Source organism: Aeromonas sp. QDB31, from assembly GCF_027707605.1.
Taxonomy (GTDB): Bacteria; Pseudomonadota; Gammaproteobacteria; order Enterobacterales; family Aeromonadaceae; genus Aeromonas; species Aeromonas media.
This window is the reverse complement of the sequence record NZ_JAPCIX010000009.1, coordinates 142,459-164,217: the sequence shown is the minus strand read 5'-3', so window position 1 is coordinate 164,217 and position 21,759 is coordinate 142,459. Positions and strand designations below refer to the sequence as shown.

General features: G+C 59.8%; 22 protein-coding genes. 15 read left to right on the top strand and 7 right to left on the bottom strand.

All coding sequences use genetic code 11. The features are described from left to right. Nucleotides 1–9: 9 nt before the first annotated feature. Nucleotides 10–1,203 carry an efflux RND transporter periplasmic adaptor subunit gene (locus tag PG898_RS11825; protein WP_226172173.1) on the bottom strand — a complete coding sequence of 398 codons (1,194 nt, stop codon included), beginning with the start codon at nucleotides 1,201–1,203 and terminating at the stop codon, nucleotides 10–12. A 152-nt stretch (nucleotides 1,204–1,355) separates the two neighbouring features. Here PG898_RS11825 and PG898_RS11820 point away from each other — a divergent pair, with 152 nt between their 5' ends. From PG898_RS11820 to PG898_RS11810, 3 genes are all read left to right on the top strand, one after another. Further along, on the top strand, nucleotides 1,356–1,997 hold the full coding sequence (locus PG898_RS11820; RefSeq protein ID WP_218409284.1) for a TetR family transcriptional regulator: 642 nt from the start codon (nucleotides 1,356–1,358) through the stop codon (nucleotides 1,995–1,997). Between the two features lie 99 nt (nucleotides 1,998–2,096). Next, nucleotides 2,097–2,756, top strand: coding sequence for a class I SAM-dependent methyltransferase (locus PG898_RS11815; protein WP_218409285.1), 660 nt, complete (start codon nucleotides 2,097–2,099; stop codon nucleotides 2,754–2,756). Between the two features lie 117 nt (nucleotides 2,757–2,873). Then, a complete protein-coding gene (locus PG898_RS11810; RefSeq protein WP_171273519.1) occupies nucleotides 2,874–4,052 on the top strand; it encodes a dicarboxylate/amino acid:cation symporter in 1,179 nt (392 codons plus the stop codon). 74 nt (nucleotides 4,053–4,126) lie between these two features. On the opposite strand, the gene tesB is transcribed toward PG898_RS11810, so the two are convergent. The 6 genes from tesB to rnm form a co-directional block, all read right to left on the bottom strand. Then, complete coding sequence (gene tesB, locus PG898_RS11805) at nucleotides 4,127–4,990, bottom strand: acyl-CoA thioesterase II (protein ID WP_005323471.1); 864 nt, start codon at nucleotides 4,988–4,990, stop codon at nucleotides 4,127–4,129. A gap of 255 nt (nucleotides 4,991–5,245) precedes the next feature. Continuing rightward, nucleotides 5,246–6,169, bottom strand: coding sequence for a 23S rRNA pseudouridine(2605) synthase RluB (gene rluB / locus PG898_RS11800; protein WP_005323472.1), 924 nt, complete (start codon nucleotides 6,167–6,169; stop codon nucleotides 5,246–5,248). A 110-nt stretch (nucleotides 6,170–6,279) separates the two neighbouring features. After that, entirely contained in the window at nucleotides 6,280–6,852 is a 573-nt protein-coding gene (scpB, locus tag PG898_RS11795) for an SMC-Scp complex subunit ScpB (RefSeq protein WP_270824156.1), read from the bottom strand. Between the two features lie 35 nt (nucleotides 6,853–6,887). Further along, nucleotides 6,888–7,769 (bottom strand): segregation and condensation protein A, encoded by an 882-nt coding sequence (locus PG898_RS11790; protein ID WP_420885092.1) that lies wholly within the window; start codon nucleotides 7,767–7,769, stop codon nucleotides 6,888–6,890. Beyond that, nucleotides 7,762–8,382: an L-threonylcarbamoyladenylate synthase gene (locus tag PG898_RS11785; RefSeq protein ID WP_005323475.1), complete on the bottom strand. Its 621-nt coding sequence runs from the start codon at nucleotides 8,380–8,382 to the stop codon at nucleotides 7,762–7,764. Before PG898_RS11785 ends, PG898_RS11790 begins: the two co-directional genes overlap by 8 nt. Before the next feature lie 129 nt (nucleotides 8,383–8,511). After that, the gene (gene rnm / locus PG898_RS11780; protein ID WP_270824157.1) at nucleotides 8,512–9,393 is read right to left on the bottom strand and encodes an RNase RNM; all 882 of its coding nucleotides are present in this window, start codon (nucleotides 9,391–9,393) and stop codon (nucleotides 8,512–8,514) included. 421 nt (nucleotides 9,394–9,814) lie between these two features. On the opposite strand from rnm, the gene PG898_RS11775 reads away from it, so the two are divergent. From PG898_RS11775 to PG898_RS11720, 12 genes are all read left to right on the top strand, one after another. Next, nucleotides 9,815–11,452 (top strand): anthranilate synthase component 1, encoded by a 1,638-nt coding sequence (locus PG898_RS11775; protein ID WP_270824158.1) that lies wholly within the window; start codon nucleotides 9,815–9,817, stop codon nucleotides 11,450–11,452. After that, entirely contained in the window at nucleotides 11,445–12,044 is a 600-nt protein-coding gene (locus tag PG898_RS11770; RefSeq protein ID WP_270824159.1) for an aminodeoxychorismate/anthranilate synthase component II, read from the top strand. The genes PG898_RS11775 and PG898_RS11770 overlap by 8 nt, the downstream gene beginning before the upstream one ends. A 9-nt stretch (nucleotides 12,045–12,053) precedes the next feature. Continuing rightward, entirely contained in the window at nucleotides 12,054–13,067 is a 1,014-nt protein-coding gene (gene trpD / locus PG898_RS11765) for an anthranilate phosphoribosyltransferase (protein WP_270824160.1), read from the top strand. Beyond that, nucleotides 13,064–14,551 carry a bifunctional indole-3-glycerol-phosphate synthase TrpC/phosphoribosylanthranilate isomerase TrpF gene (gene trpCF / locus PG898_RS11760; RefSeq protein ID WP_226172167.1) on the top strand — a complete coding sequence of 496 codons (1,488 nt, stop codon included), beginning with the start codon at nucleotides 13,064–13,066 and terminating at the stop codon, nucleotides 14,549–14,551. The genes trpD and trpCF overlap by 4 nt, the downstream gene beginning before the upstream one ends. Nucleotides 14,552–14,605: 54 nt before the next feature. Then, nucleotides 14,606–15,799 (top strand): tryptophan synthase subunit beta, encoded by a 1,194-nt coding sequence (gene trpB, locus PG898_RS11755; RefSeq protein WP_005323481.1) that lies wholly within the window; start codon nucleotides 14,606–14,608, stop codon nucleotides 15,797–15,799. After that, nucleotides 15,796–16,602, top strand: coding sequence for a tryptophan synthase subunit alpha (gene trpA / locus PG898_RS11750; protein ID WP_226172166.1), 807 nt, complete (start codon nucleotides 15,796–15,798; stop codon nucleotides 16,600–16,602). Before trpB ends, trpA begins: the two co-directional genes overlap by 4 nt. A 1,337-nt stretch (nucleotides 16,603–17,939) precedes the next feature. Then, nucleotides 17,940–18,470, top strand: a complete 531-nt coding sequence (locus PG898_RS11745; protein ID WP_270824161.1) for a hypothetical protein — start codon at nucleotides 17,940–17,942, stop codon at nucleotides 18,468–18,470. A gap of 113 nt (nucleotides 18,471–18,583) precedes the next feature. Then, nucleotides 18,584–19,060: an SMI1/KNR4 family protein gene (locus PG898_RS11740; protein ID WP_257685304.1), complete on the top strand. Its 477-nt coding sequence runs from the start codon at nucleotides 18,584–18,586 to the stop codon at nucleotides 19,058–19,060. A gap of 724 nt (nucleotides 19,061–19,784) precedes the next feature. After that, a complete protein-coding gene (locus PG898_RS11735) occupies nucleotides 19,785–20,468 on the top strand; it encodes an alpha/beta family hydrolase (protein WP_270824162.1) in 684 nt (227 codons plus the stop codon). A 155-nt stretch (nucleotides 20,469–20,623) separates the two neighbouring features. Beyond that, nucleotides 20,624–20,893, top strand: a complete 270-nt coding sequence (locus tag PG898_RS11730; protein WP_270824163.1) for a hypothetical protein — start codon at nucleotides 20,624–20,626, stop codon at nucleotides 20,891–20,893. Nucleotides 20,894–20,985: 92 nt separating this feature from the next. Then, nucleotides 20,986–21,381 (top strand): DUF2750 domain-containing protein, encoded by a 396-nt coding sequence (locus PG898_RS11725; protein ID WP_270824164.1) that lies wholly within the window; start codon nucleotides 20,986–20,988, stop codon nucleotides 21,379–21,381. An 85-nt stretch (nucleotides 21,382–21,466) separates the two neighbouring features. After that, complete coding sequence (locus tag PG898_RS11720) at nucleotides 21,467–21,655, top strand: hypothetical protein (protein WP_270824165.1); 189 nt, start codon at nucleotides 21,467–21,469, stop codon at nucleotides 21,653–21,655. Nucleotides 21,656–21,759: the final 104 nt, after the last annotated feature.

The window sequence follows — 21,759 nt, the reverse complement described above, 5'->3', positions numbered from 1 at the left end:
TACTCCATCCTACTGCTTGGTGACCGGGGTCTGATTGGCCTGTGTGGTCGTGGTGTTGCCGGTGCGCTCAGCGGGCGCCACCACGGCACCGGGTTTGACCTTCTGCAAACCGGCCACTATCACCTTCTCGCCGGCATCGAGGCCGGATTCCACCACCCAGCTGTCGCCGACGACGCGGCTGAGCTGCACTTCCCGCAGCTCGACCTTGTTGTCCGCGGTCACCACCATGACGGTGGCCCCACCTTTCGGCGTGCGGGTCACGGCGGTCTGGGGCACCAGCAGGCCTTCTGGGCGCTCGCCCTCCTGCAGGGTGGCGCGCATGAACATGCCGGGCAGCAGCAGATCATGGGGATTCGGGACCAGGACCCGCAGGGTCACCATGCCGGTGGTCTCGTCCACGGTCACGTCGGAGAACTGCAAGGTCCCCTGCTCGCCGTACTGGCTGCCATCTTCCAGCTGGAAGCTGACCTTGGCGCCATCCTGTTTGCCCTGGGTCAGCTTGCCGGCGGCGACCTGACGCTTGAGGCGCAGCAGATCGGCGGTGGACTGACGCACATCCACGTACATGGGATCGAGCTGCGAGATGGAGGTGAGGCTGTCCGCCTGCTGGGCGGTGACCAGGGCACCCTCGGTCACCGCAGACTTGCCGATGCGGCCGCTGATGGGGGCCGTGATCCGGGTATAGGCCAGGTTGATGTTGGCGCTCTGCAGGGCGGCCTTGGCGGCCCCGATCTCGGCAACCTGCTGCTTCCAGGCCGCGTCGGCGTCGTCATACTCCTGACGGCTGATGGCTTTCACCTTCACCAGTTCGGCATAACGCTGGGCCTTGAGGCGGGCGCTCTGCTCGTTGGCCTGCGCCTTGGCCAGATTGGCCTTGGCACTGGCAACGGCGGCCTGATAGACGGCGGGATCGATCTGGTACAGCAACTGGCCAGCCTTGACGTCGCTACCCTCGGTGAACAGGCGCTTGAGGATGATGCCATTCACCTGGGGGCGCACCTCGGCCACCCGCAGGGGGGCGGTGCGGCCGGTGAGCTCGGACATGAGTTGCAGCGGTGCGGCATGGAGCGTGACCACGTCCACGGCAGCAGGCGGCATCTCGCCCGCCCCTTGCCCGGCCTCGCCCTTGTCGCCACAACCAACCAGCAGGCCGCTTGCCAACAAGGCAAGGCCCACCGAACGTGCGAGAATGTGTTTATGCATGGAGTTTCTGAGCCTCTGTTTCAAACAAAAAAAATCACAAAACCACAGGGTTTATGGGGTCCCTGTTGGTAAAACTGCGAAGATGAGGCAATATACATACATTCATAAATGTATGTAAGTAACTTTTTCCCCTTTTAACAGGTACGGATCCGATGGCCAGAAGAACCAAAGAAGAGGCGCAGCAGACCCGCTGCCACATCATGGGCACGGCCCTGAATCTGTTCTGCCAACAGGGATTGGCGAAGACCAACCTGACCGACATCGCCAAGGCGGCAGACCTGACCCGGGGTGCCATCTACTGGCACTTCAAGAACAAGGAGGAGCTGTTCGTCACCCTGTGGGAGGAGCTGTGCGCCCCCCTCTCCCACCAGATAGACGCCTGTGTGGATGAGCAGGAGCAGGATCCCCTCGGCAAGCTGCGCGGCTTCCTCAAGGAGGTGATGTACAAGATCAGCACCGAACCCGCCCACCAGCAGATGTTCACCATCATCTTCAACCTGGAGCCTCTGGAGGGGGAGGCCGAGGCCCTGAGGGATCACATGCGCCTGCAATCCATCAACTTCTTCCGGGATCTGGAGATCACCCTGGCCAATGCCGTGCGCCTCGGCCATCTGCCCAAAGAGCTGGATCTACGGCGCGCCGCCACCCTGCTGCACTGCACCCTGGACGGTTACATCGTCAACTGGCTGCATTTCCCGGAGCGCATCGACCTGATTAAGGAGGCCGACTTCCTGCTCGACACCCTGTTCGGCCTGCTCGCCAACCCCTCTCCCTCACTCTTGCGCCGCCCCTGATGGCGCTGATGCCACTCAGGGCCATAGAGGGTCATCAGCAGATCTGAACAGCAGGGGGCAAATTTGCTAGAGTAGCCGCCCACCTTAGAGACGAGCCCTATGCCACTGCCACAGTCACCCGCCCAAAGCGCTGCCCCGCTGGCGCCCCGCCCCGCCCTCATCGGCCAGGCCCACTCCCCCTTCCTGGCCCGCCTGCAACCCGGTGCCCACCTGCTGGAAGCCGGCTGCGGTGCGGGGGAGGATCTGCACCATTTTCGGGAACTGGGGTTCATGGTCACCGCCTTCGATGCCAGCCTGAACCAGGCCAGCGCCGCCTCGCGCCTGTGCGGCCAGCCGGTGCGGGTCTGTCGCTTCGAGCAGATGCACAACGTGCTGCCCTATGACGGCGTCTGGGCCAGCGGCTCGCTGCCCTGCCTCACCGAGGATGAGCTAGCCCCCGCCCTGATGCACCTCGCCGGCCTGCTCAAACCCCAGGGGCCCCTCTACTGCTCCTTCCCCTATGGCGAGAATGAACCCGGCAGCCCCTTGCCCCTCTCACAGGACGAATACCCGCTGCTGACCCGGCTCGATGAGGCACGGTTGCAGCAGCTGATCGCCCTCCTGCCGTTTGAGCTGCATCAGAGCTGGTGCAGTGACGATGCAGTGCACGGCCGCTGGCTCCATGCCCTGCTGATCCGCGACCCCAATCCCGCCACAATCAATCAATATCGCGGCCGTCGATCCAGACAGGGTGCCCGACGCGATTCAGCATCCAGATAACAATATTTAACTCTGAGTTAACCAGGTGATGGCAGACAAGATGCGGCATTTGTGTTAAAAAGCGGCATTAAAATCAAGATTAAATAACAAAACAGACACCAACACCTGGATTCCCCCATGAAACTCGTCCTCAATCTGATTGCCGGCATCCTCGCCGGTCTCCTGCTCGGCCTCTATGCCCCGGAATGGGTCGCACGGGTGCTGTTCACGGCCAAGACAGTGATAGGTCAGCTGATCACCTTCACCATTCCGCTCATCATCCTGTTCTTCATCATGAGCGGCATCGCCAGCCTGCCGAAGAACTCCGGCAAGCTGCTCGGCAAGACGGTCGCCCTCTCCTACTGCTCCACCATACTGGCGGGCCTGTTCGCCTTCACGGTGGCGAGCCAGCTGATCCCGCAGCTGACCACCGCCGCCGAGCCCACGGCGCAAGCCGCCATCAAGCTCAGCTCCTACATCAGCCTCGAGATCCCGCCGCTGTTCGGGGTGATGTCGGCGCTGGCCGCCGCCTTCGTGTTCGGTATCGGCATCAGCGCCACCCAGGCCACCGACCTGCGCCGGGTCGCCGATCAGGGCCGTGACATTATTGACCGCCTGCTGGCCCGCGTGATCATCCCGCTGCTGCCCTTCTACATCGCGGGCGTCTTCGTCGAGATGACGGTGGAAGGCACCGTGTTCGCCACTCTCAAGACCTTTGGCGTGGTGCTGGTGATGGCCATCGTCATGCACTGGCTCTGGCTCAGCCTGCTCTTCATCGGCACCGGGCTGGCGCTGGGTCGCTCCCCCGCCATGCTCATCAAGAACATGCTGCCCGCCTACTTCACCGCGCTTGGCACCATGTCCAGCGCCGCCACCATCCCGGTGGCCCTGCAGGCCAGCAAGAACAACGGCGTGAGCGACGGCATCGCCAACTTCACCGTGCCCCTGTGCGCCACCATTCACCTCTGTGGCTCCACAATCACCCTGGTGACCTGCGCCACCGCGGTGATGTTCCTCTCCGAGCACCTGGCCATACCGGGCTATGGCACCATGCTGCCCTTCATCATGATGCTCGGCGTCATCATGATTGCGGCGCCGGGCGCCCCCGGCGGCGGCGTCATGTCGGCGCTCGGCCTGCTCACCTCCATGCTCGGCTTCGGTGAGGCCTCCATCGCCCTGATGATCGCCCTCTACCTGGCCCAGGACAGCTTCGGCACTGCCTGCAACGTCACCGGGGATGGCGTCATCGCCCTGTGGGCCGACCGCTTCGCCCAGAGCGAAGCGCCCCTGGCCGCACCGGAGCGTGACGCCGCCTGAGGGCCTGCACCACAATAAAAAAACGGGAGCCACTGGCTCCCGTTTTTGTTGATGCACCGTCGATGAAGGCAGGCTCAGCCCCGGCGACGGATCACGCCTTCCTGCATGGTGCTCGCCACCAGCACGCCGTCGCGGGTGAAGAACTGGCCGCGTACCAGACCGCGCCCGCCGCTGGCACTCGGGCTGTCTACCACGTAGAGCAGCCAGTCATCGAGCCGGAACTCCCGGTGGAACCACATGGAGTGATCTATGGTGGCCACCTGCATGTCCGGCTCCCAGTAGGAGACCCCGTGGGGCTGCAGGGCGGCAAACAGGAAGTGGAAGTCGGAGGCATAGGCGAGCAGGTAGTTGTGCACCCGCTGATCGTCCGGCACCGGGCCGTTGGCCTTGAACCAGGTGTAGCGCAGCGGCTCGTGCACATCCGGGCGAATGGGATCGACCAGGGTCACGGGGCGGATCTCGATGGGTTTCTCGCACAGGATCTTGTCCCGCAGGGCCGCCGGGATCATCTGCTCGTAGGGGCGCACCAGCTCCAGCTCGCTCTTGAGCTGCTCGGGGGGCGTGATGCCTTCGGGCATCTGAGCCTGATGCTCGAACCCCTCGGCCTCCACCTGGAAGGAGGCGTTGAGGTAGAAGATGGGTTTGCCATTCTGAATGGCCTTGACCCGACGGGTGGAGACGGTCTGACCGTCGCGGATGTTCTCCACGTCGTAGACGATGGGCTTGTTGGCATCCCCCGGGCGCAGGAAGTAGGAGTGACAGCTGTGGACCTGGCGATCGAGGGCGACCGTCTGCTTGGCGGCTGACAAGGCCTGCCCCATCACCTGTCCGCCAAACACGGATCGCAATCCGAGATCCTGGCTCTGGCCCCGAAACAGGCCCTCCTCGATCTTTTCCAGCGCCAGCAGTGCCAGCAGCTCATCCAGTACCTTGCTCATTATTATCTCCTCTATCAGTGCCGCAAAGGCTAACAAGCCAGCCCCTGCAGGGCAACCATCCTGATCCACATCCCACAGCAGCAGCCCCTTCCCGACCTCCCCCTTCAACAGGGGGAGGAGCATGTCTGACCCTGTCTCTCAGCCCTGTGCACTTTGAGTCGCAGTCAATTCCGGCGGGAGCCGCAAACAAAAAGCCCGCACCAGAGGGTGCGGGCTTTGTTAGCCGAGGCCAATCACGTCAGGCACGGAGGCGGCTTACTTGCTGCCGGTGCCGGAGTTGCGGGTCGAGGCTTGCGGCTTGCGGCGGGCCGTGGTGCTGCGAGCGCGCGGCTCCTTGCCCTGCATGTCCTTGTGGCGCTTGACGGCGCGGCGGATCTGGGCGGCCTGCTTGTGGCGGGTACTCTTGCCATCCTGCTGCAGGTCGACCTTGGACTCGGTCTCGTTGGGCAGGTTGACCAGGCCGCGCAGGTAGTTCACCTCGGGCAGCTTGAGCTCCTGCCAGCCACCGCGGGGGATGCCGCGATCCAGGGTGACGTCACCGTAGCGAATACGCATCAGGCGGCTCACCTGCACTTCCTGGGATTCCCACAGGCGGCGCACTTCACGGTTGCGACCCTCGGTCAGGGTGACGTTGAACCACTGGTTCAGCCCTTCACCGCCGGCCGGTTTGATCTTGTTGAACTTGGCCATGCCGTCTTCCAGCTGCACCCCCTTGCGCAGGCGCTGCAGCATGGCTTCGGTGATCTCGCCAAAGACGCGCACCGCGTATTCCCGCTCCACTTCGTGGCTCGGGTGCATCAGGCGATTCGCCAGCTCACCGTCGGTGGTGAACAGCAAGAGGCCTGAGGTGTTGACGTCGAGGCGACCCACCGCAATCCAGCGGGCCCCGTCCATCTTGGGCAGACGATCAAACACGGTGGGACGACCTTCCGGATCGTGACGGGTACACATCTCCCCTTCGGGCTTGTGGTACGCCAGCACGCGGCAGATCTGCTCCTCGGCCGCACGGGTCTTGACCTGGTGACCATCCACCCGGATCACGGCGTTCACTTCGACGCGATCCCCCAGCATGGCGACCTTGCCATCCACGCTGACCCGACCTGCGGTGATCAGGGCCTCCATCTCACGACGGGAGCCTTGACCCGCGCGGGCCAATACTTTTTGCAGTTTTTCACTCATCGGGTTTACCTGATTGTTGATCGCTGCCCGCTGACATAGCGGACAACATTGACTCCTGTGACGCGCCCTCGGGCATCGTCACCACGTTCATTCTCAAGACGGCCTGCCGCTTATTGACCGTCGCTCCCCTCGCCCAGCATGACCGGCAAGGGGGAGTGCAGTTCGGGATCCAGCTCGGGGAGCTGCTCCAGACTCTGCAGATTGAAATAGTCCAGAAATTCTCGGGTGGTGGCGAGCAGCTCGGGGCGACCCACCACCTCCTTGTGACCTATGCTGCGCACCCAGCCGCGCTCTTTCAGGGTATTGATGATCTGGCTCGATACCGCCACCCCGCGGATGGCTTCTATCTCGGCCCGGGTGATGGGCTGACGATAGGCAATCAGACTCAGGGTTTCCAACACGGCGCGGGAATAGCGGGGCGCCCGTTCGCTCCACAGGCGCGACAGCTCCTCGGCATACTCCTGGCGGGCCTGGAAGCGCCAGCCGGAGGCGACCTCCTTGAGCTCCACCCCCCGCTCGCTGTAGTCCTGCCTGAGCTCCGCCAGCAGCAGCTGCACATAGCGGCTGGTGACAGGGTAATCCGCCAGTACGCTGCTTTTCAGCTCGCTAACATTGAGCGGACGACCGGCCACGAACAGCGCCGCCTCGATCAGGGTCTTCAGCCGTTCAGCTGGCAGCGCCATGACGCATCCCTCCCTGAGTCAGGGTCTTGAGTCGTTCAGTGGGCAGCGCCACGGTTGCCCTCCTCGCCCTGCTCAGCCAATGCAAAATGGATGGGCCCCAGCGGTTCTGCCTGCAGGATCCAGATAAGCTGCTCCTTGCACAGCTCCAGCAGTGCCAGGAAGGTCACCAGCACCCCCATGCGCCCCTCTTCGGCCCGCAGCACCTGCTCCAGCCGCAGGGTCTGGCCCAGAGACAACATGGCGAGGATCTCCGCCATGCGCACCCGGGTCGGGATCTGCTCGCGGCGGATCTGGTGATGTTCAAAATGAGTCGCGCGTTTTACCACACTTTGCATGTAAAGGGCGAGCTCAACCAGCGAAACATCGGGAGCCAGCGGCTTCAAGGCGCCAAAATCCGGTGGCAGGGCGGTGGCGATGAAGATCTCCCGCTCCAGCCTCGGCAAGGCGTTGACGCGCTCTGCGCCCAGCTTGAAGCGCTCGTACTCCTGCAGCCGGCGGATCAGGGTGACGCGAGGGTCTTCCCCCTCATCCTCGTCTTCCAGCTCCGGGGCCTTGGGCAGCAGCAGGCGGGATTTTATCTCCGCAAGCCAGGCCGCCATCAGCAGGTATTCCGCCGCCAGCTCCAGATTGAGCCCCTGCATCAGCTCCACGTACTCCATGTACTGGGCGGTGATCTGCAGGATAGGCAGGTTCAGGATGTCGAGCTGCTGACGCCGGATGAGGTAGAGCAGCAGATCCAGCGGCCCCTCGAAGGTGTCGAGAAACACCTCGAGCGCATCGGGCGGAATAAACAAATCCTGGGGCAGCTCATGGTAGGGCTGCCCCAGCACTTTCGCGATGGGCGGGGGGGGAAGCACCTCCCCCATCGCACCCGGTGCGATCATCGTCTCGGGTACGGGCTCGGCAGTATCACTCAAACGGCGTCGGATCCCCGGCACCGCGACGGCGCAGCACGGGCTCGTCGTCGGAGAAGTCCACCACAGTAGTGGGTTGCTCACCCAAATAGCCGCCGTTGACCACCAGATCCAGCTGCTTGCCGAGCTTGTCGAAGATCTCTTCCGGGTCGAACTCCGCCATCTCGGAGCCCGGCAGGATAAGGGTGGTGGAGAGCAGCGGCTCACCGAGGGCCTCGAGCAATGCGAGCGCTATATTGTTGGCGGGCACCCGGATGCCAATGGTCTTCTTCTTCTCGTTCATGAGGCGGCGCGGCACCTCCTTGGTGGCCTTGAAGATGAAGGTGTAGGGCCCTGGGGTGTTGTTCTTCACCAGCCGGAAGGCGGTGTTGTCCACCTTGGCGTAGGTGGAGATCTCCGAGAGATCCCGGCACACCAGGGTGAAGTCGTGGTTCGGCTCGATGCGGCGGATGCGGCAGATGCGCTCAAGCGCATCCTTGTTGCCCATCTGGCAGCCCAGGGCGTAACCGGAGTCGGTGGGATAGACGATGACGCCGCCGTTTTGCAGGATCTGCACCGCCTGACCGATGAGGCGAACCTGGGGATTGTCCGGGTGTACGTAAAAATGCTGACTCATATGCTCTTCTCGCGATAGGGGCACACCGGGTGCCCGCTTCATGGTCACGGGCCCCTTGGCCCATGACACTACCTTACCCTGTTTGGCACAGACTCGCCCGCACCAAAGATGCTGGCCCGCCCATTGTGCTCAGCGGCTGGCCAGCAGGCTGGCATGCTGCTCCTGGCTGAGCCCAAAGTGATCGGGATGGCCTAACCAGAGCGGCATACCCTCCTTGGGCAGCCACAGATGGCGGCCCAGCTCGGTCCAGTTGGAGGGAAAGTGAAAATCGGACCCCACCGAGATGTAGAGGTCGTGATCCCTGGCCCACTGACCGAGGTTGGCCCGCTCCTGGGGGCTCTGCTGGGGCAGGGAGACCTCCATGGCATCGCCACCGGCCGCCTTGAAGGCCACCAGCAGCCGCTTGATCCACTTGGCGGTGAGATCGTAACGGCTGGGGTGGGCCAGCACCGCCAGTCCGCCCGCGGCATGAATGGCGGCGATGGCCTCCCCCATCTCGGGCCACTCGGCGGGCACATAGCCCTTGTTGCCCCGGCTCAGGTACTTCTTGAATACCTTTTGCATGTTGTCGACCACCCCGCGCGCCACCAGCACCCGGGCAAAATGGGCACGGGTCACGGCGGCGTCACCGGCGAGCTGCTTGGCCTCTTCATAGGTGCCAGGGATGAGGCACTTCTCCAGACGGCGCCCTATTTCCTGGGCGCGCGCCTCGCGGCGGGCCCGCTGACCGGCCAGGAAGGTGACCAGCTGCGGATTTTTTTCATCCACCCCGAGCGCCACTATGTGGATCTCGTGGTGCTCCCACCCGGTGGAGATCTCGACCCCGCTCACCAGTCGCAGCGGCAACTGCTCGCTGTTGATCGTCTGGCGGACTTCATCAAGCCCGTCAAGGGTGTCGTGGTCAGTGACCGCTAACACCTCCACCCCTTTCTCGGCGGCGCGGCGCACCAGATCGGCAGGGCTCAGCACGCCATCCGAGGCAGTGGTATGACAGTGAAGATCGAATCTCATCGGCTTGTTTCGCTCTCATCAGGGGGCCTGCTTGGGAAAAAGAAGGCAAAAAAGCGACTTGACTTGGCCGCGGCTTTATCGTTTTCTGTAGGCACTTCATTGCAAACATCTTTTTACAGGACTTTATCATGCAAACGACTTCCATCCTGACCATCTGGTGGTGGCACACTCCCTGACATGCGGGCGTGTGGTCGTTGCTGTACCTGTAATCTGACAGCAAATTAAGAACACAAAGAAAAAGCCCGCTGACCCCAGCGGGCTTTTTTATTATCCGGCAAATGGACCTGTGATGAAACCGACAATTCAGACAAGTGCACTGACATGGCGATGGCGAACTCGCTGACGTGACGAAACCCCCATCCCAATTCGAGAGAAACGCCATGACCATCGGTTACACACAACACATGCAAGGGAAGGCATTATGACAGGCAACAAGACCCGGTTACCCCTGGGCGAATTCGATACCATCAGGCTCAATGCCCCTTATGTGACAGATCCCCTGGCGCTCTACACCCGACTCTGCCAGGACAGCCCCAACAACCTGCTGCTGGAATCGGTGGAGATCGACTCCAAGGCCGGCACCCAGAGCCTGCTGCTGGTGGATGCCTGCCTGCGCATCGAATGCCGTGGCCGCACGGTACGGGTCCGTGCCCTCACCAACAACGGCGTCCAGTTGCAGCGCCTGCTCGAGCAGCGCCTGCCCGCCGTCATCACCCAGACCCGAGTGGCGGACGAGCTGCAACTCGACTTCCCGGCCTCCGACCGCACCCTTGACGAAGACAGCCGCCTCAAGGGCAGCAGCGTGCTGGACGTGCTGCGCACCCTGCAGCGGGAGCTGCAATGCCAGCAGGGCAAAGAGGCGCTCTTCATGGGCGGCAGCTTCGCCTACGACCTCATCGCCTCCTTTGAAGAGTTGCCAGAGGTGCCTGAAGGGAGCAACGACTGCCCCGACTACTGCTTCTATGTGGCCGAGACCCTGATCACCATCGATCACATCAAGCAGAGCACGGCGCTGCTGGCCTGCCTCTTTGGCGGCGAGCAGGACGAGAGCCAGCTCGATGAGCGTTACGCCCAGCTGACCGCCCGCCTCGAGGCCTTCAAGCAGGCCTGCCAGCAGCCGCAACCGGGGGCTCAGGGCGCCAAGCCGCTCACTGGCAACCTCCATATCGACAAGAGCGACAAGCAGTTCTGCGCCGAGGTGGAGAAGCTCAAGGGCTTTATCCGCCGTGGGGACATCTTCCAGGTGGTGCCGTCCCGCAGTTTCTCCCTGCCCTGCCCCGACCCGCTGGCCGCCTATCGCCGCCTCAAGCAGACCAACCCCAGCCCCTACATGTTCTATGTGCAGGATGAGGGCTTCACCCTGTTTGGCGCCTCCCCGGAGAGCGCGGTCAAGTTCTGCGCCGCCAGCCGCCAGGTGGAGATGTACCCCATCGCTGGCACCCGCCGCCGCGGCCTCAACCCCGATGGCAGCATCAATCTGGATCTGGACGGTCGCATCGAGCTCGAACTGCGCCAGGACGAGAAAGAGGTGGCCGAGCACCTGATGCTGGTGGATCTGGGTCGCAATGACATCGCCCGCATCTCCGAGCCCGGCACCCGCTACGTCAAGGATCTGCTCAAAGTGGATCGCTACAGCCACGTGATGCACCTGGTCTCCCGAGTGGTGGGCCGCCTTCGTGCCGACCTTGACGCCCTGCACGCCTATCAGGCCTGCATGAACATGGGCACCCTGACCGGCGCCCCCAAGCTGCGGGCCAGCGAGCTTATCCGCATGGTGGAAGGCAAGCGCCGTGGCAGCTACGGCGGCGCCGTCGGCTACCTCAACGGCGCGGGGGAGATGGACACCTGCATCGTCATCCGCTCCGCCTTCGTGAAAGCGGGCCTGGCCCATGTCCAGGCTGGTGCCGGCGTGGTCTATGACTCCAAGCCCCAGGCCGAAGCGGATGAAACCCGCGCCAAGGCGGCCGCCGTGCTGGCCGCCATCGCCGCCAGCCATGGCACCTCCCTGCAAGCCCTGAGCGCCCAGCAGGAGCAACATAAGGACGTGAGCCATGACTAACATCTTCCTGCTCGACAACTTCGACTCCTTTACCTACAACCTCGTCGACCAGTTCCGCACCCTGGGCTATCCGGTGCGCATCTACCGCAACAGCCTGCCGGCGAGCCGCATCATACAGGAGATAGAAGCCTGTGACGGTGACGCCGTGCTGGTGCTCTCCCCGGGACCGGGCGCTCCCCACGAGGCCGGTTGCCTCATCGATCTCATCAAGCTGGCCCGCGGCCGGGTGCCCATCCTCGGCATCTGCCTCGGTCATCAGGCCCTGTGCGAAGCCTACGGCGGCACCGTCGGGGCGGCCGGGGAAATCGTCCACGGCAAGCGATCCCTCATTGAGCACAACGGCCACGGCGCCTTCGCGGGCCTGCCGAGCCCGCTGCCGGTGGCCCGCTACCACTCCCTGGTGGCGACCTATGTACCGGAGGAGCTGCAGGTGATTGCCCACTATCAGGGCATGCCCATGGCCATAGAGCAACGGGACGAGCGGGTGCTGGGCTTCCAGTTCCACCCGGAATCCATCATGACCTCGGAAGGGGCCCGCCTGCTGACCCAGGCGCTCGCCCACATCACCCGTCCAGAAAGCCACGTGCGGTAAGGAGACCCCATGCATCAACATCTCAACACCCTCTATCAGGGGCAGTCTCTCACCCGCGACGCCGCCCGCGACGCCTTCGGCCAGGTGGTCCGTGGCGAAGTGGATCCCATCGTCCTCGCCAGTCTCCTGACCGCCCTCAAGATCAAGGGGGAGACCCCGGAGGAGATCGCCGGCGCCGCCGAGGCCCTCTTGGCGGAAGCACGCGACTTCCCGCGCCCGGACTATGCGTTCTGCGACATCGTCGGCACAGGTGGCGATGGCCTCAACACCATCAATGTCTCCACCACCTCGGCCCTGGTGGCCGCCGCCTGCGGCCTCAAGGTGGCCAAGCACGGCAACCGCTCCGTCTCGAGCAAGTCGGGTTCGAGCGATCTGCTGGACAAGATGGGGATCAAGCTCGACATGAGCCCGGCGCAGGCCCGCCGCTGTCTGGACGAGCTCGGCATCTGCTTCCTGTTCGCCCCCCAGTACCACGCCGGGGTGCGCCACGCCATGCCGGTGCGCCAGGCCTTGAAAACCAGGACGCTATTTAACGTTTTGGGACCGCTTATCAACCCCGCCCGCCCCAGCTACCAGCTGATGGGTGTCTATGCCCCCGAGCTGGTGCGTCCCATCGCTGAAACCCTGCTGGCACTGGGGCTGAAAACCGGTATGGTGGTACACGGCGCCGGGCTGGACGAAGTGGCTATTCACGGTCCAACCCAGGTGGCCGAGATCCGTGACGGCGAAATTCGCGAATACCTGCTCACTCCGGCCGACTTTGGCCTCGAGACCTACCCGGTCAGCGCCATTCAAGGGGGGGAGCCGGAAGAGAACCGCGCCATCACGGACGCCATCCTGGCAGGGGAAGGCACAGCGGCCCACAACGCCGCCATCGCCGCCAACGTGGCACCGCTCCTGGTGATGGCGGGCAAGGCCCCGGACTTCAAGCAGGCGGCCGCACAGGTGCTGGCCAAGCTTTCAAGCGGTGAAACCCGCATGCTTGCCCAGGCCCTCGCCACCCTGAGCCATCAGGAGGCATGATGTCAGTCAGTACTCACGGCAGCCAACAAGGCAGTACCACTCTTAGCAAGGATATCGAGATGCTCGACCCCCTCTCCTCCCCCGATGCCTTCCTGAATCGGGCTTCCATCAACCAGACCATTCTCGGCAAAATCGTGGCCGCCAAGCAGGAGTGGGTCGCTGCCCGCAAGCTGGCCCAGCCCCTGGAGAACTTCCAGGGCGCCCTGGTGCCAAGCGATCGGGACTTCGAAGGCGACCTGCGGGCAGGCTCCACCCGCTTCATTCTCGAATGCAAGAAGGCCTCCCCCTCCAAGGGCTTAATCCGCGACGACTTCAGCCCGGAGGCCATCGCCGACATCTATGGCAACTACGCCACCGCCATCTCTGTGCTGACGGACGAGCAGTTCTTCCAGGGGGATTTTGCCTTCCTGCCCAGGGTGCGTGGCCGGGTCAAGCAGCCGGTGCTGTGCAAGGACTTCATGATTGACCCCTACCAGGTCTATCTGGCCCGCCACTATCAGGCAGACGCCATCCTGCTGATGCTCTCCGTGCTCACCGACGAGGGCTATCGCGCCCTGTTCAAGGTGGCCAAAGAGTTAGGTCTAGGGGTGCTCACCGAGGTGAGCAATGCAGAGGAGCGGGATCGCGCCATCGCCCTCGGTGCCCCCGTGATTGGCATCAATAACCGGGATCTGCGGGATTTGAGCGTGGATCTCGCCCGCACCAAACAGCTGGCGGCCGAGATCCCCGCCGATCGGGTGGTCATCAGCGAGTCCGGCATCAACCACCGCGCCCAGGTGGCGGAGCTGCGCGCCCATGCCAAGGGCTTCCTGGTGGGCTCCTCCCTGATGAGCGAGCCAGATCTGGAGGCCGCGGTGCGCAAGCTGGTGCTGGGTCAGAACAAGGTGTGCGGCCTGACTCGCCCCGAAGATGCCGCAGCAGCCCATCAGGCGGGTGCCGTGTTCGGTGGCCTCATCTTTGTCGCCAAGAGTCCGCGCTACGTGGACATTCCCGCCGCCCGCGCCGTGATGGCGGGCGCGCCGCTCTGTTACGTAGGGGTATTTCGCAATGCCCAGCCCCAGACCATAGCCAAGACGGTCGAGGCCCTGAACCTCGCAGCCGTGCAACTGCACGGGGATGAAGACGCCGCCTATATCGAGGCGCTGCGCCCCCTGCTGCCAGCCAACTGCCAGATCTGGAAGGCGGTCGGCATCACAAGCGGCGAGCCGCTGCCTGCCCTCGACTACCAGGTGGATCGCCTGCTGCTGGATACGAAAGTGGGCAGCCAGAGCGGCGGCACCGGCCAGGCGTTCGACTGGGCCCTGCTGGCCAATCTCGATAAAGCCAGGCTGATGCTGGCGGGGGGGCTCAATCCCGACAACGCCCTGCAGGCCGCCCAAGTGGGCTGTGTGGGCCTCGATTTCAACTCCGGGGTGGAGAGTGCCCCGGGCCAGAAGGATGCGCACAAGCTGGCGGCGGCCTTTGCCGGTCTGCGAACCCTCTAGTGACATGTACCAAATTAATGAACTGCGTTTGCCTATAAGCACAAGGAATAATGTATGACCCTGCTCAATCCGTTTTTCGGTGAATTTGGTGGTATGTATGTGCCCCAGATCCTCATCCCCGCCCTGCTCCAGCTGGAGAAGGCCTTCGTCGATGCCAAGGATGACCCGGCCTTCGTTGCCGAGTTTGGGGAACTCTTGACCGAGTATGCCGGGCGCCCGACGCCCTTGACCCTCACCCGCAATCTGACCAAGGGAACCAAGACCCGGCTTTACCTCAAGCGTGAAGACCTGCTGCACGGCGGCGCCCACAAGACCAACCAGGTGCTGGGTCAGGCCCTGCTCGCCAAACGCATGGGCAAGAGCGAGATCATCGCCGAGACCGGCGCCGGTCAACACGGCGTGGCGACGGCGCTGGCCTGCGCCCTGCTCGGCCTCAAGTGCCGGGTCTACATGGGTGCCAAGGATTGCGAGCGCCAGAAGCCGAACGTGTTTCGTATGAAGCTGATGGGCGCCACCGTCATTCCGGTGCACTCGGGCTCATCCACCCTCAAAGATGCCTGCAACGAGGCGCTGCGTGACTGGGCTGCCAACTACGACAGCGCCCACTACCTGCTCGGCACCGCCGCCGGCCCCCACCCCTTCCCCACCATAGTGCGGGAGTTCCAGAAGATGATCGGGGAAGAAGCCAAGGCCCAGTGCTTCGAGAAGGAAGAGCGCTTGCCCGACGCCGTGATCGCCTGCGTCGGCGGCGGCTCCAATGCCATCGGCATGTTTGCCGACTTCATCGATGAGCCGTCGGTGCGCCTTATCGGGGTCGAGCCCGGTGGTCACGGCATCGAGAGCGGCGAGCACGGTGCACCGCTCGGTCACGGCAGCAAGGGGGTCTTCTTTGGCATGCACTCCTACCTGATGCAGGACAAGCAGGGACAGATTCAGGAGTCCTACTCCGTCTCGGCGGGACTCGACTTCCCCTCCGTCGGCCCCCAGCACGCCCACCTGGCCTCCATCGGCCGCGCCGAGTATGTCTCTGTCACAGACAAGGAGGCGCTGGACGCCTTCCAGGAGCTGGCCAAATCAGAAGGCATCATACCGGCGCTGGAGTCCTCCCACGCCCTGGCCCACGCCCTCAAGATGGCCCGCAGTGAACCGGAAAAAGAGCAGGTGCTCATCGTCAACCTCTCCGGCCGTGGCGACAAAGATATCTTCACCGTTGCCGACATTTTCGAGAAAGAAGGAACCTTGTCATGAATCGCTACGCACAACTCTTCTCCCGTCTGGACAAGGCCAATCAGGGCGCCTTCGTGCCGTTCGTGATGCTGGGTGACCCCACCCCCGAATTGTCCCTGGCCATCGTCGATGCCCTGGTCGAAGGGGGCGCCGACGCCCTGGAGCTCGGCATTCCCTTCTCCGATCCGGTGGCGGACGGCCCCACCATTCAGGGTGCCGCCCTGCGGGCCTTTGCCAGCCACACCACCCCGGACGACTGCTTCGGCCTGCTTGCCCGCATCCGCGCCAAGTACCCGCAGCTCCCCATTGGCCTGCTGGTCTACGCGAACCTCGTCTATGTGCGCCACATCGACGGCTTCTACGAGAAGTGCCAGCAGGCTGGCGTGGATTCGGTGCTGGTGGCGGACGTGCCGGTGCAGATGTGCGCCCCCTACAAGGCGGCCGCCGACAAGTTCGGCATCGACAGCATCTTTATCGCCCCGCCCAACGGTGACTCCGAGACGCTCAAGGCAGTTGCCGAGCTTGGCTCTGGTTACACCTATCTGGTGAGCCGCGCAGGCGTCACCGGCGCCGAGACCAAGGCCGGCATGCCGGTGGATGGCCTCATCAACACCTTGCGCGAGTTCAACGCCCCCCCCGCCCTGCTCGGCTTTGGCATCAGCGAACCGGCTCAGGTGCGTGAAGCCATCAAGGCCGGCGCCGCCGGTGCCATCTCCGGCTCCGCCGTGGTGAAGATCATCGAGACCCACCACCAGAATCCGGAACATATGCTCACTCGTCTGAAAGAGTTTGTGGAGGGGATGAAGGCCGCGACCAATCGATAAGGAGTGGCTTTGGCCAAATGCCATTGGCCGTGAATGGTCAGGCTGCGTATCCGCCTTACGCATAGCGGCATCGTTGTATCACCCTATCAACGCATCAAAGGGAGCCTGACCGGCTCCCTTTCTCTTTCCTGCTTGCTGCCGCTCCCGACGTCTTTGTCCCCTCTCCTCTTGGGAGAGGGCTAGGGTGAGGGGAGTCAGGGTTCCCCGAAGGTTAACGATTTGATGGGTGCCCGTAGGTTCGAATAGCGAAGCGTATTCGGACGCTCGCGATCCGGGCGGAGTTAATCCGAACTCCCAATCCTGCGGATGCCCCTGATGGCGTGGCTTTGCCACGCAGGATGCGAGGACTCCGTCCTCGATGGGGTTTCGCCCGCCCTTCGGGCCTGGGCGAGTGACTTTTCTTTGCGTGGCCAAAGAAAAGTCACCCCCGTTTGTTCGCCCGACTGACGTCGGGTACCTTCGGCTCATCCTCTTGTCCAACGGCACGCGCCGATGGGCCTTTGGTCTTCGCCATCCATGGCTTCGGCCAAAGTCCGTTTCGAACATCCGTGTTCTCGCGCCAAATCGGGTCGAGCTGTGCTCGCCCTTTCCGATTTTGCCCATGCCCCAGCGCCGCTCGCTCGGCATCCTGCCTCGCGGCCTGGACAAGAGGGCTCGCCTCAGCGAATAAGAGGGGGATCAAAACCGTGCCGGCCCTCAGCTTCTGCCTAAACCGCAGATATGCACCCTCTCCCCCTGGGAGAGGGCTGGGGTGAGGGGAGTTTTCGCATTTCTGCTCACCCAACAGCCCACTTAAAACAGCAGTTGCTCACTAATTGATTGAACCAGCTCAGATTTCTATCAACCACCCCTTCCCATGCCTCGATCAGGGCCCTTAAGATAGCCAAACGACAATCAACCTCTCGGGAGGACACCATGGGAGTGATTGCTGATATCTCGCAGGTGAAAGCAGCGGAGTGGGGCTGAAACCCAGGGGCGGTAGCGTGGTTTTTGTAGGTTGGCGCAGAGCATAGCGAAGTCCAACAGATGAGCATTATTGCGCCAACCTGGGCGGGATAAATATGGATTTGGCAGATCCATAAAACAGATATTCAGATATATTCACGGTCAACTTTGGGCTTCACTTCGTTCAGCACCAACCTACGTTTTTTAGCTCAACATTTGAGATGTGGCAAAAAATACTTTGTTCACGAAAGCCACAGATATAATTTCCCTTGGGTAGAGAGGTCTGCAATCACCTAACTAGTGGTTTAAATCGTTCGCTTCGCCCACTCGGGACATCCAAAGCTTCGCTTTTGTACGCCCCTCAACCAAACTTTAGAGCCTAGGACATAACTTTGACAGGCATCGAAATAAAAGACATCACAATCATAATTAGCGGCCTTATAACTGCTGTATCGACACTACTTGCAGTCGTCATCACAAATCTTTTCAATTTAAAGCTATCAAAATCCAATTCTGAAACGCAAGCAAAGCAGAAATATGCCGAGCAGCGAATTCTAAAAATAGAAGAAACCTATCTTCTATTTGAAAAATGGGAAGTCAATTTTTCCAACATTTATCTGCATCATTTACGCTGCTACTCAGGAAAGCTAAGTTACAACCAAGTATTAGAGCTGACCAATAAATGTGATCTCATGGCACCTGGTGAAGCCCAAAAACTAAAGATGCTTATCTGGGTTCACTTCCCAGAGCTAGAAGAAAACTATCAAGAAGTTGACCTATCCCGCAGCAAAATTGCAAAGTTCTTATGCGACCCAGAGAAAAGCAAATTACGCGCAAAAGACTTTGTCATTGCTCAGGAAGCTTTTGAAGCCACGTGCTATAAATTTAAAAAAGAAATTGGTTCCTTAGCGCACAAAAATTAACAGCAGCATGGCCCTAACAAATGGTTCAAATCTCTCGCTTTACTCCTAGGAACCGGCTAAAGCCGGCCCCTTAACCAAACGTTAAGCACTGAGATAGTTTAGGAAACCAGAGAATGAGAGAGTTAATCCAACGGATTGGTGAGATGGAAAACTGCAAGGTATTGCCACCTTCAGGCATTCCTGACATGGATATTCCAGATGATTTAAAAGAATTTTATTCACTCTGCGGTGGTGTCATTCTTTTTGAGGCAAGTGACTATTGTTTCAAAATCTCGACACCAGCAGAATTAATCCCTGCGAATCCATCTATACTGCCTGAAGGATATGAGCAAGACATACCCAAAGATGATATTTCCAATGATTTCTATATCATCGCAAGAAATGGCCCTGAACAAGCAATAAGCATAAATCTCGGGGATTCTCAATTTGGCTACTGTTACGATAGCTTCTGGGACCTCCATGCAACGAGTGATTCCCCCATAATCGCATACAGTTTCACATCGCTCTTGAATAGCTTGGTCAAAAATAAAGGCTCTTGTCTTTATTGGCTCAATTCAAACTTTGTTAGTTTGGGGTACTTATATGACTAGGCGCTTTACAAGGGCCAGCAAACGACAGGGTAACGCCAATTAGCATACTGGCAAACAGGTGAGGCCGGGAGCATGTGCCCACAGCCCAAAGTACCAAAATACCAAAATACCAAAATACCAAAATACCAAAATACCAAAATACCAAAATACCAAAATATCGGACACCCACCTTGCTGAGCAAGGCGCTGGATAGCCAGAGCACAAAAGATGGATGCCTACGTTTTTGATTTTCGTCTCCACCTCCCATAGGGATACTGCTGCAATCGCTGCATCACCCCGCCAGACCGACGCCCTTTCGCTTTCCTGCTTGTTGCCGATCACGGCATCGTTGTCGCCTCGCTCGACGGGGGACGGCAGGAGCGAAGGGGCTTTTCGTACATCTGCTCACCCAGCAGCCCGCTTAAAACAGTCATTTCTCACTAATGCATTGAAGCTAATAGGATTTTTCTCACTCCCCTCTTCCCATGCCCCGATCAGAGCCCTTATGATAGCCAAACGACAATCCATCTCTCGGGAGAAGACCATGAAAGCGATTGTTGCTATCTCGCAGATGACAGGCAGCAGACTGGGGGCTGGAACTCAGGGGCGGTAGCCTTGCCGGGATTGTGGCGCCAGACTCGAAAAAGATGGCGCTCAATGCAGGTTCAACCACTGCAAGGGCTTCGATATCGACCAATAATCCGGCAACATAACCGGGACTTTTCCATCGTATCGAGATCTGAATGTGACCAAGACTCCAATTCTGCTTTTAGTCGGCCGCGACGATTGGCAAAGAGATGAAGCATTGAACCAGGCCCTGCTGACCAGATTGAGAAAAAACAATGTCGACATTCGTTGGGAGGATCCAGCGGCCAGCTTCATTTTTTCATTCAGAAAATGGGTAAAACGGCTCCGTCTTCTTCCAAAACGCCTGGAACGATTACATCTTCGGGCGGCACAGGTACTCTATGGTATCTTGCACCCATCGTATTTTTCCTATCTGTATCACAGGAAAGACAACGCTGTGTTATCTCGTTGTGATTTTCTCAAGAAGACAATCAGCAGCCAGGGTATCGCTGAACGTGTCATCGTGCTTGCACGCTCTTCAGGTGGACGGGTGTCATCATTGATCGCCGATGAACTGGGTCTCAAGAAAATAATTTGCCTGGGCTACCCTTTCAAACATCCTGATTCGCAGGATGAGCCAGAACGTTATCAGCATCTGGCCAATCTCCAAACTCCCATGTTGATTATCCAGGGTGTTCATGATGAATATGGTGGTCTGGGTATAGAAGATCACTACCCTCTCAGTGAGAATATTCAGATCTCTTATTTTGATACGAATCATAATTTCACTGTCGATGATGCCACCATCACCCAATTGGTTGATGTCATTGAAAGCTATTCGGGGTTCATGAAACGGTCTTGATATTTATAAACAGATGCATGTATTGAGACCAGGGACGGTCTGAAACAGGCAGGATAATCAGTTCACCAGCCTTTGACCAGAAATGGTTCTCCTTTGATGATGAGACCATCTTTTTATTATTACCGCCTTTCCGGCCAATCACTATTGAGGTAATCTTGAAAAGTGAAGGATGCCCAATCTGTGGCTTTACAGATATAACAGTGTTGAATGAGTTAAATTGCACCACCTTTGAGATTTGCGAATGTTGTGGTGCCGAGTCAGGTTTTGATTATGATCAACACTCCACACCTGAGCATCTTGCCAAGATCCGTCATCAATGGGTTGAAACAAAAAATTGCGCATGGTGGGGGGATAAAAAATTGATTTCATTAAACTGGGATCCAAAAAAGCAAATGGCGCTTGCCAACATTGAGATGCCTCTGTAGCAGCCAGTTGTTGGCAAACCATGCAGCACACCACTCACCAAAAACCAGCACTTGAAAACAGCCACGGGTTCTATATTAACCATTGAGAAAATATGAGCTACCGACTCACTGAAAAGGAAATGCAAAACGTCCTTGCTCTTCCGTCGACAGAGCGTGTCATGCATTTCATCAAACGCGTCGCAGACCAGGAGTCTGTCTGGAGATTGCGTGCATCTGACGGCTGGGTGTCTGGCGATATTGATGGTTGTGGCAAGCCAGCGTTTGCCATCTGGCCTCACCCTGAATACGCCAGCGCATGTGCTACAGGTCCTTGGTCAACGGCGAAACCTGAGATCATTGGCCTGGACGACCTGATGGGCGAGTGGTTGCCTGAAATGTCCAGACTGGGCGTTCCGGTCGCAATATTCCCCACCCCACAGGACGCCGCTGTGACCATGACGGCACAAGCGTTATCGGCAGCCCTGGCATATGAGCTGGAAAACTATTAGGTGTCAGCGGTCACCCATTCCTGTCGGGCTTCTCATAACGGCGCCTGAACTCGGACCTCAGCAGATAAAAGAAAAGGAGCATCTTTTGAACCCAGACTACCTTGAAACCGGCAAGCAGTTTTTTGTTGGGTGGGGGACATTGATGCTAATCAATGCTGTCCTCGCCCAAGGGAAGAATCGTAGCGGTTTAGCCTGGTTTTTTATTTCATTGCTGCTAGGCCCGGTTGCAACATTGATATTTGCTCTGGTTCCAAAAAGAACAGAAAGTCAATGACAAGACATGCTTTAACCATGATGCTTTTCAATTTTTTGATAACAGGTGGATCATGCAGCGATTCATTTTTATCAATTTGGTAGACTCTAAAAATCAGTCAATAT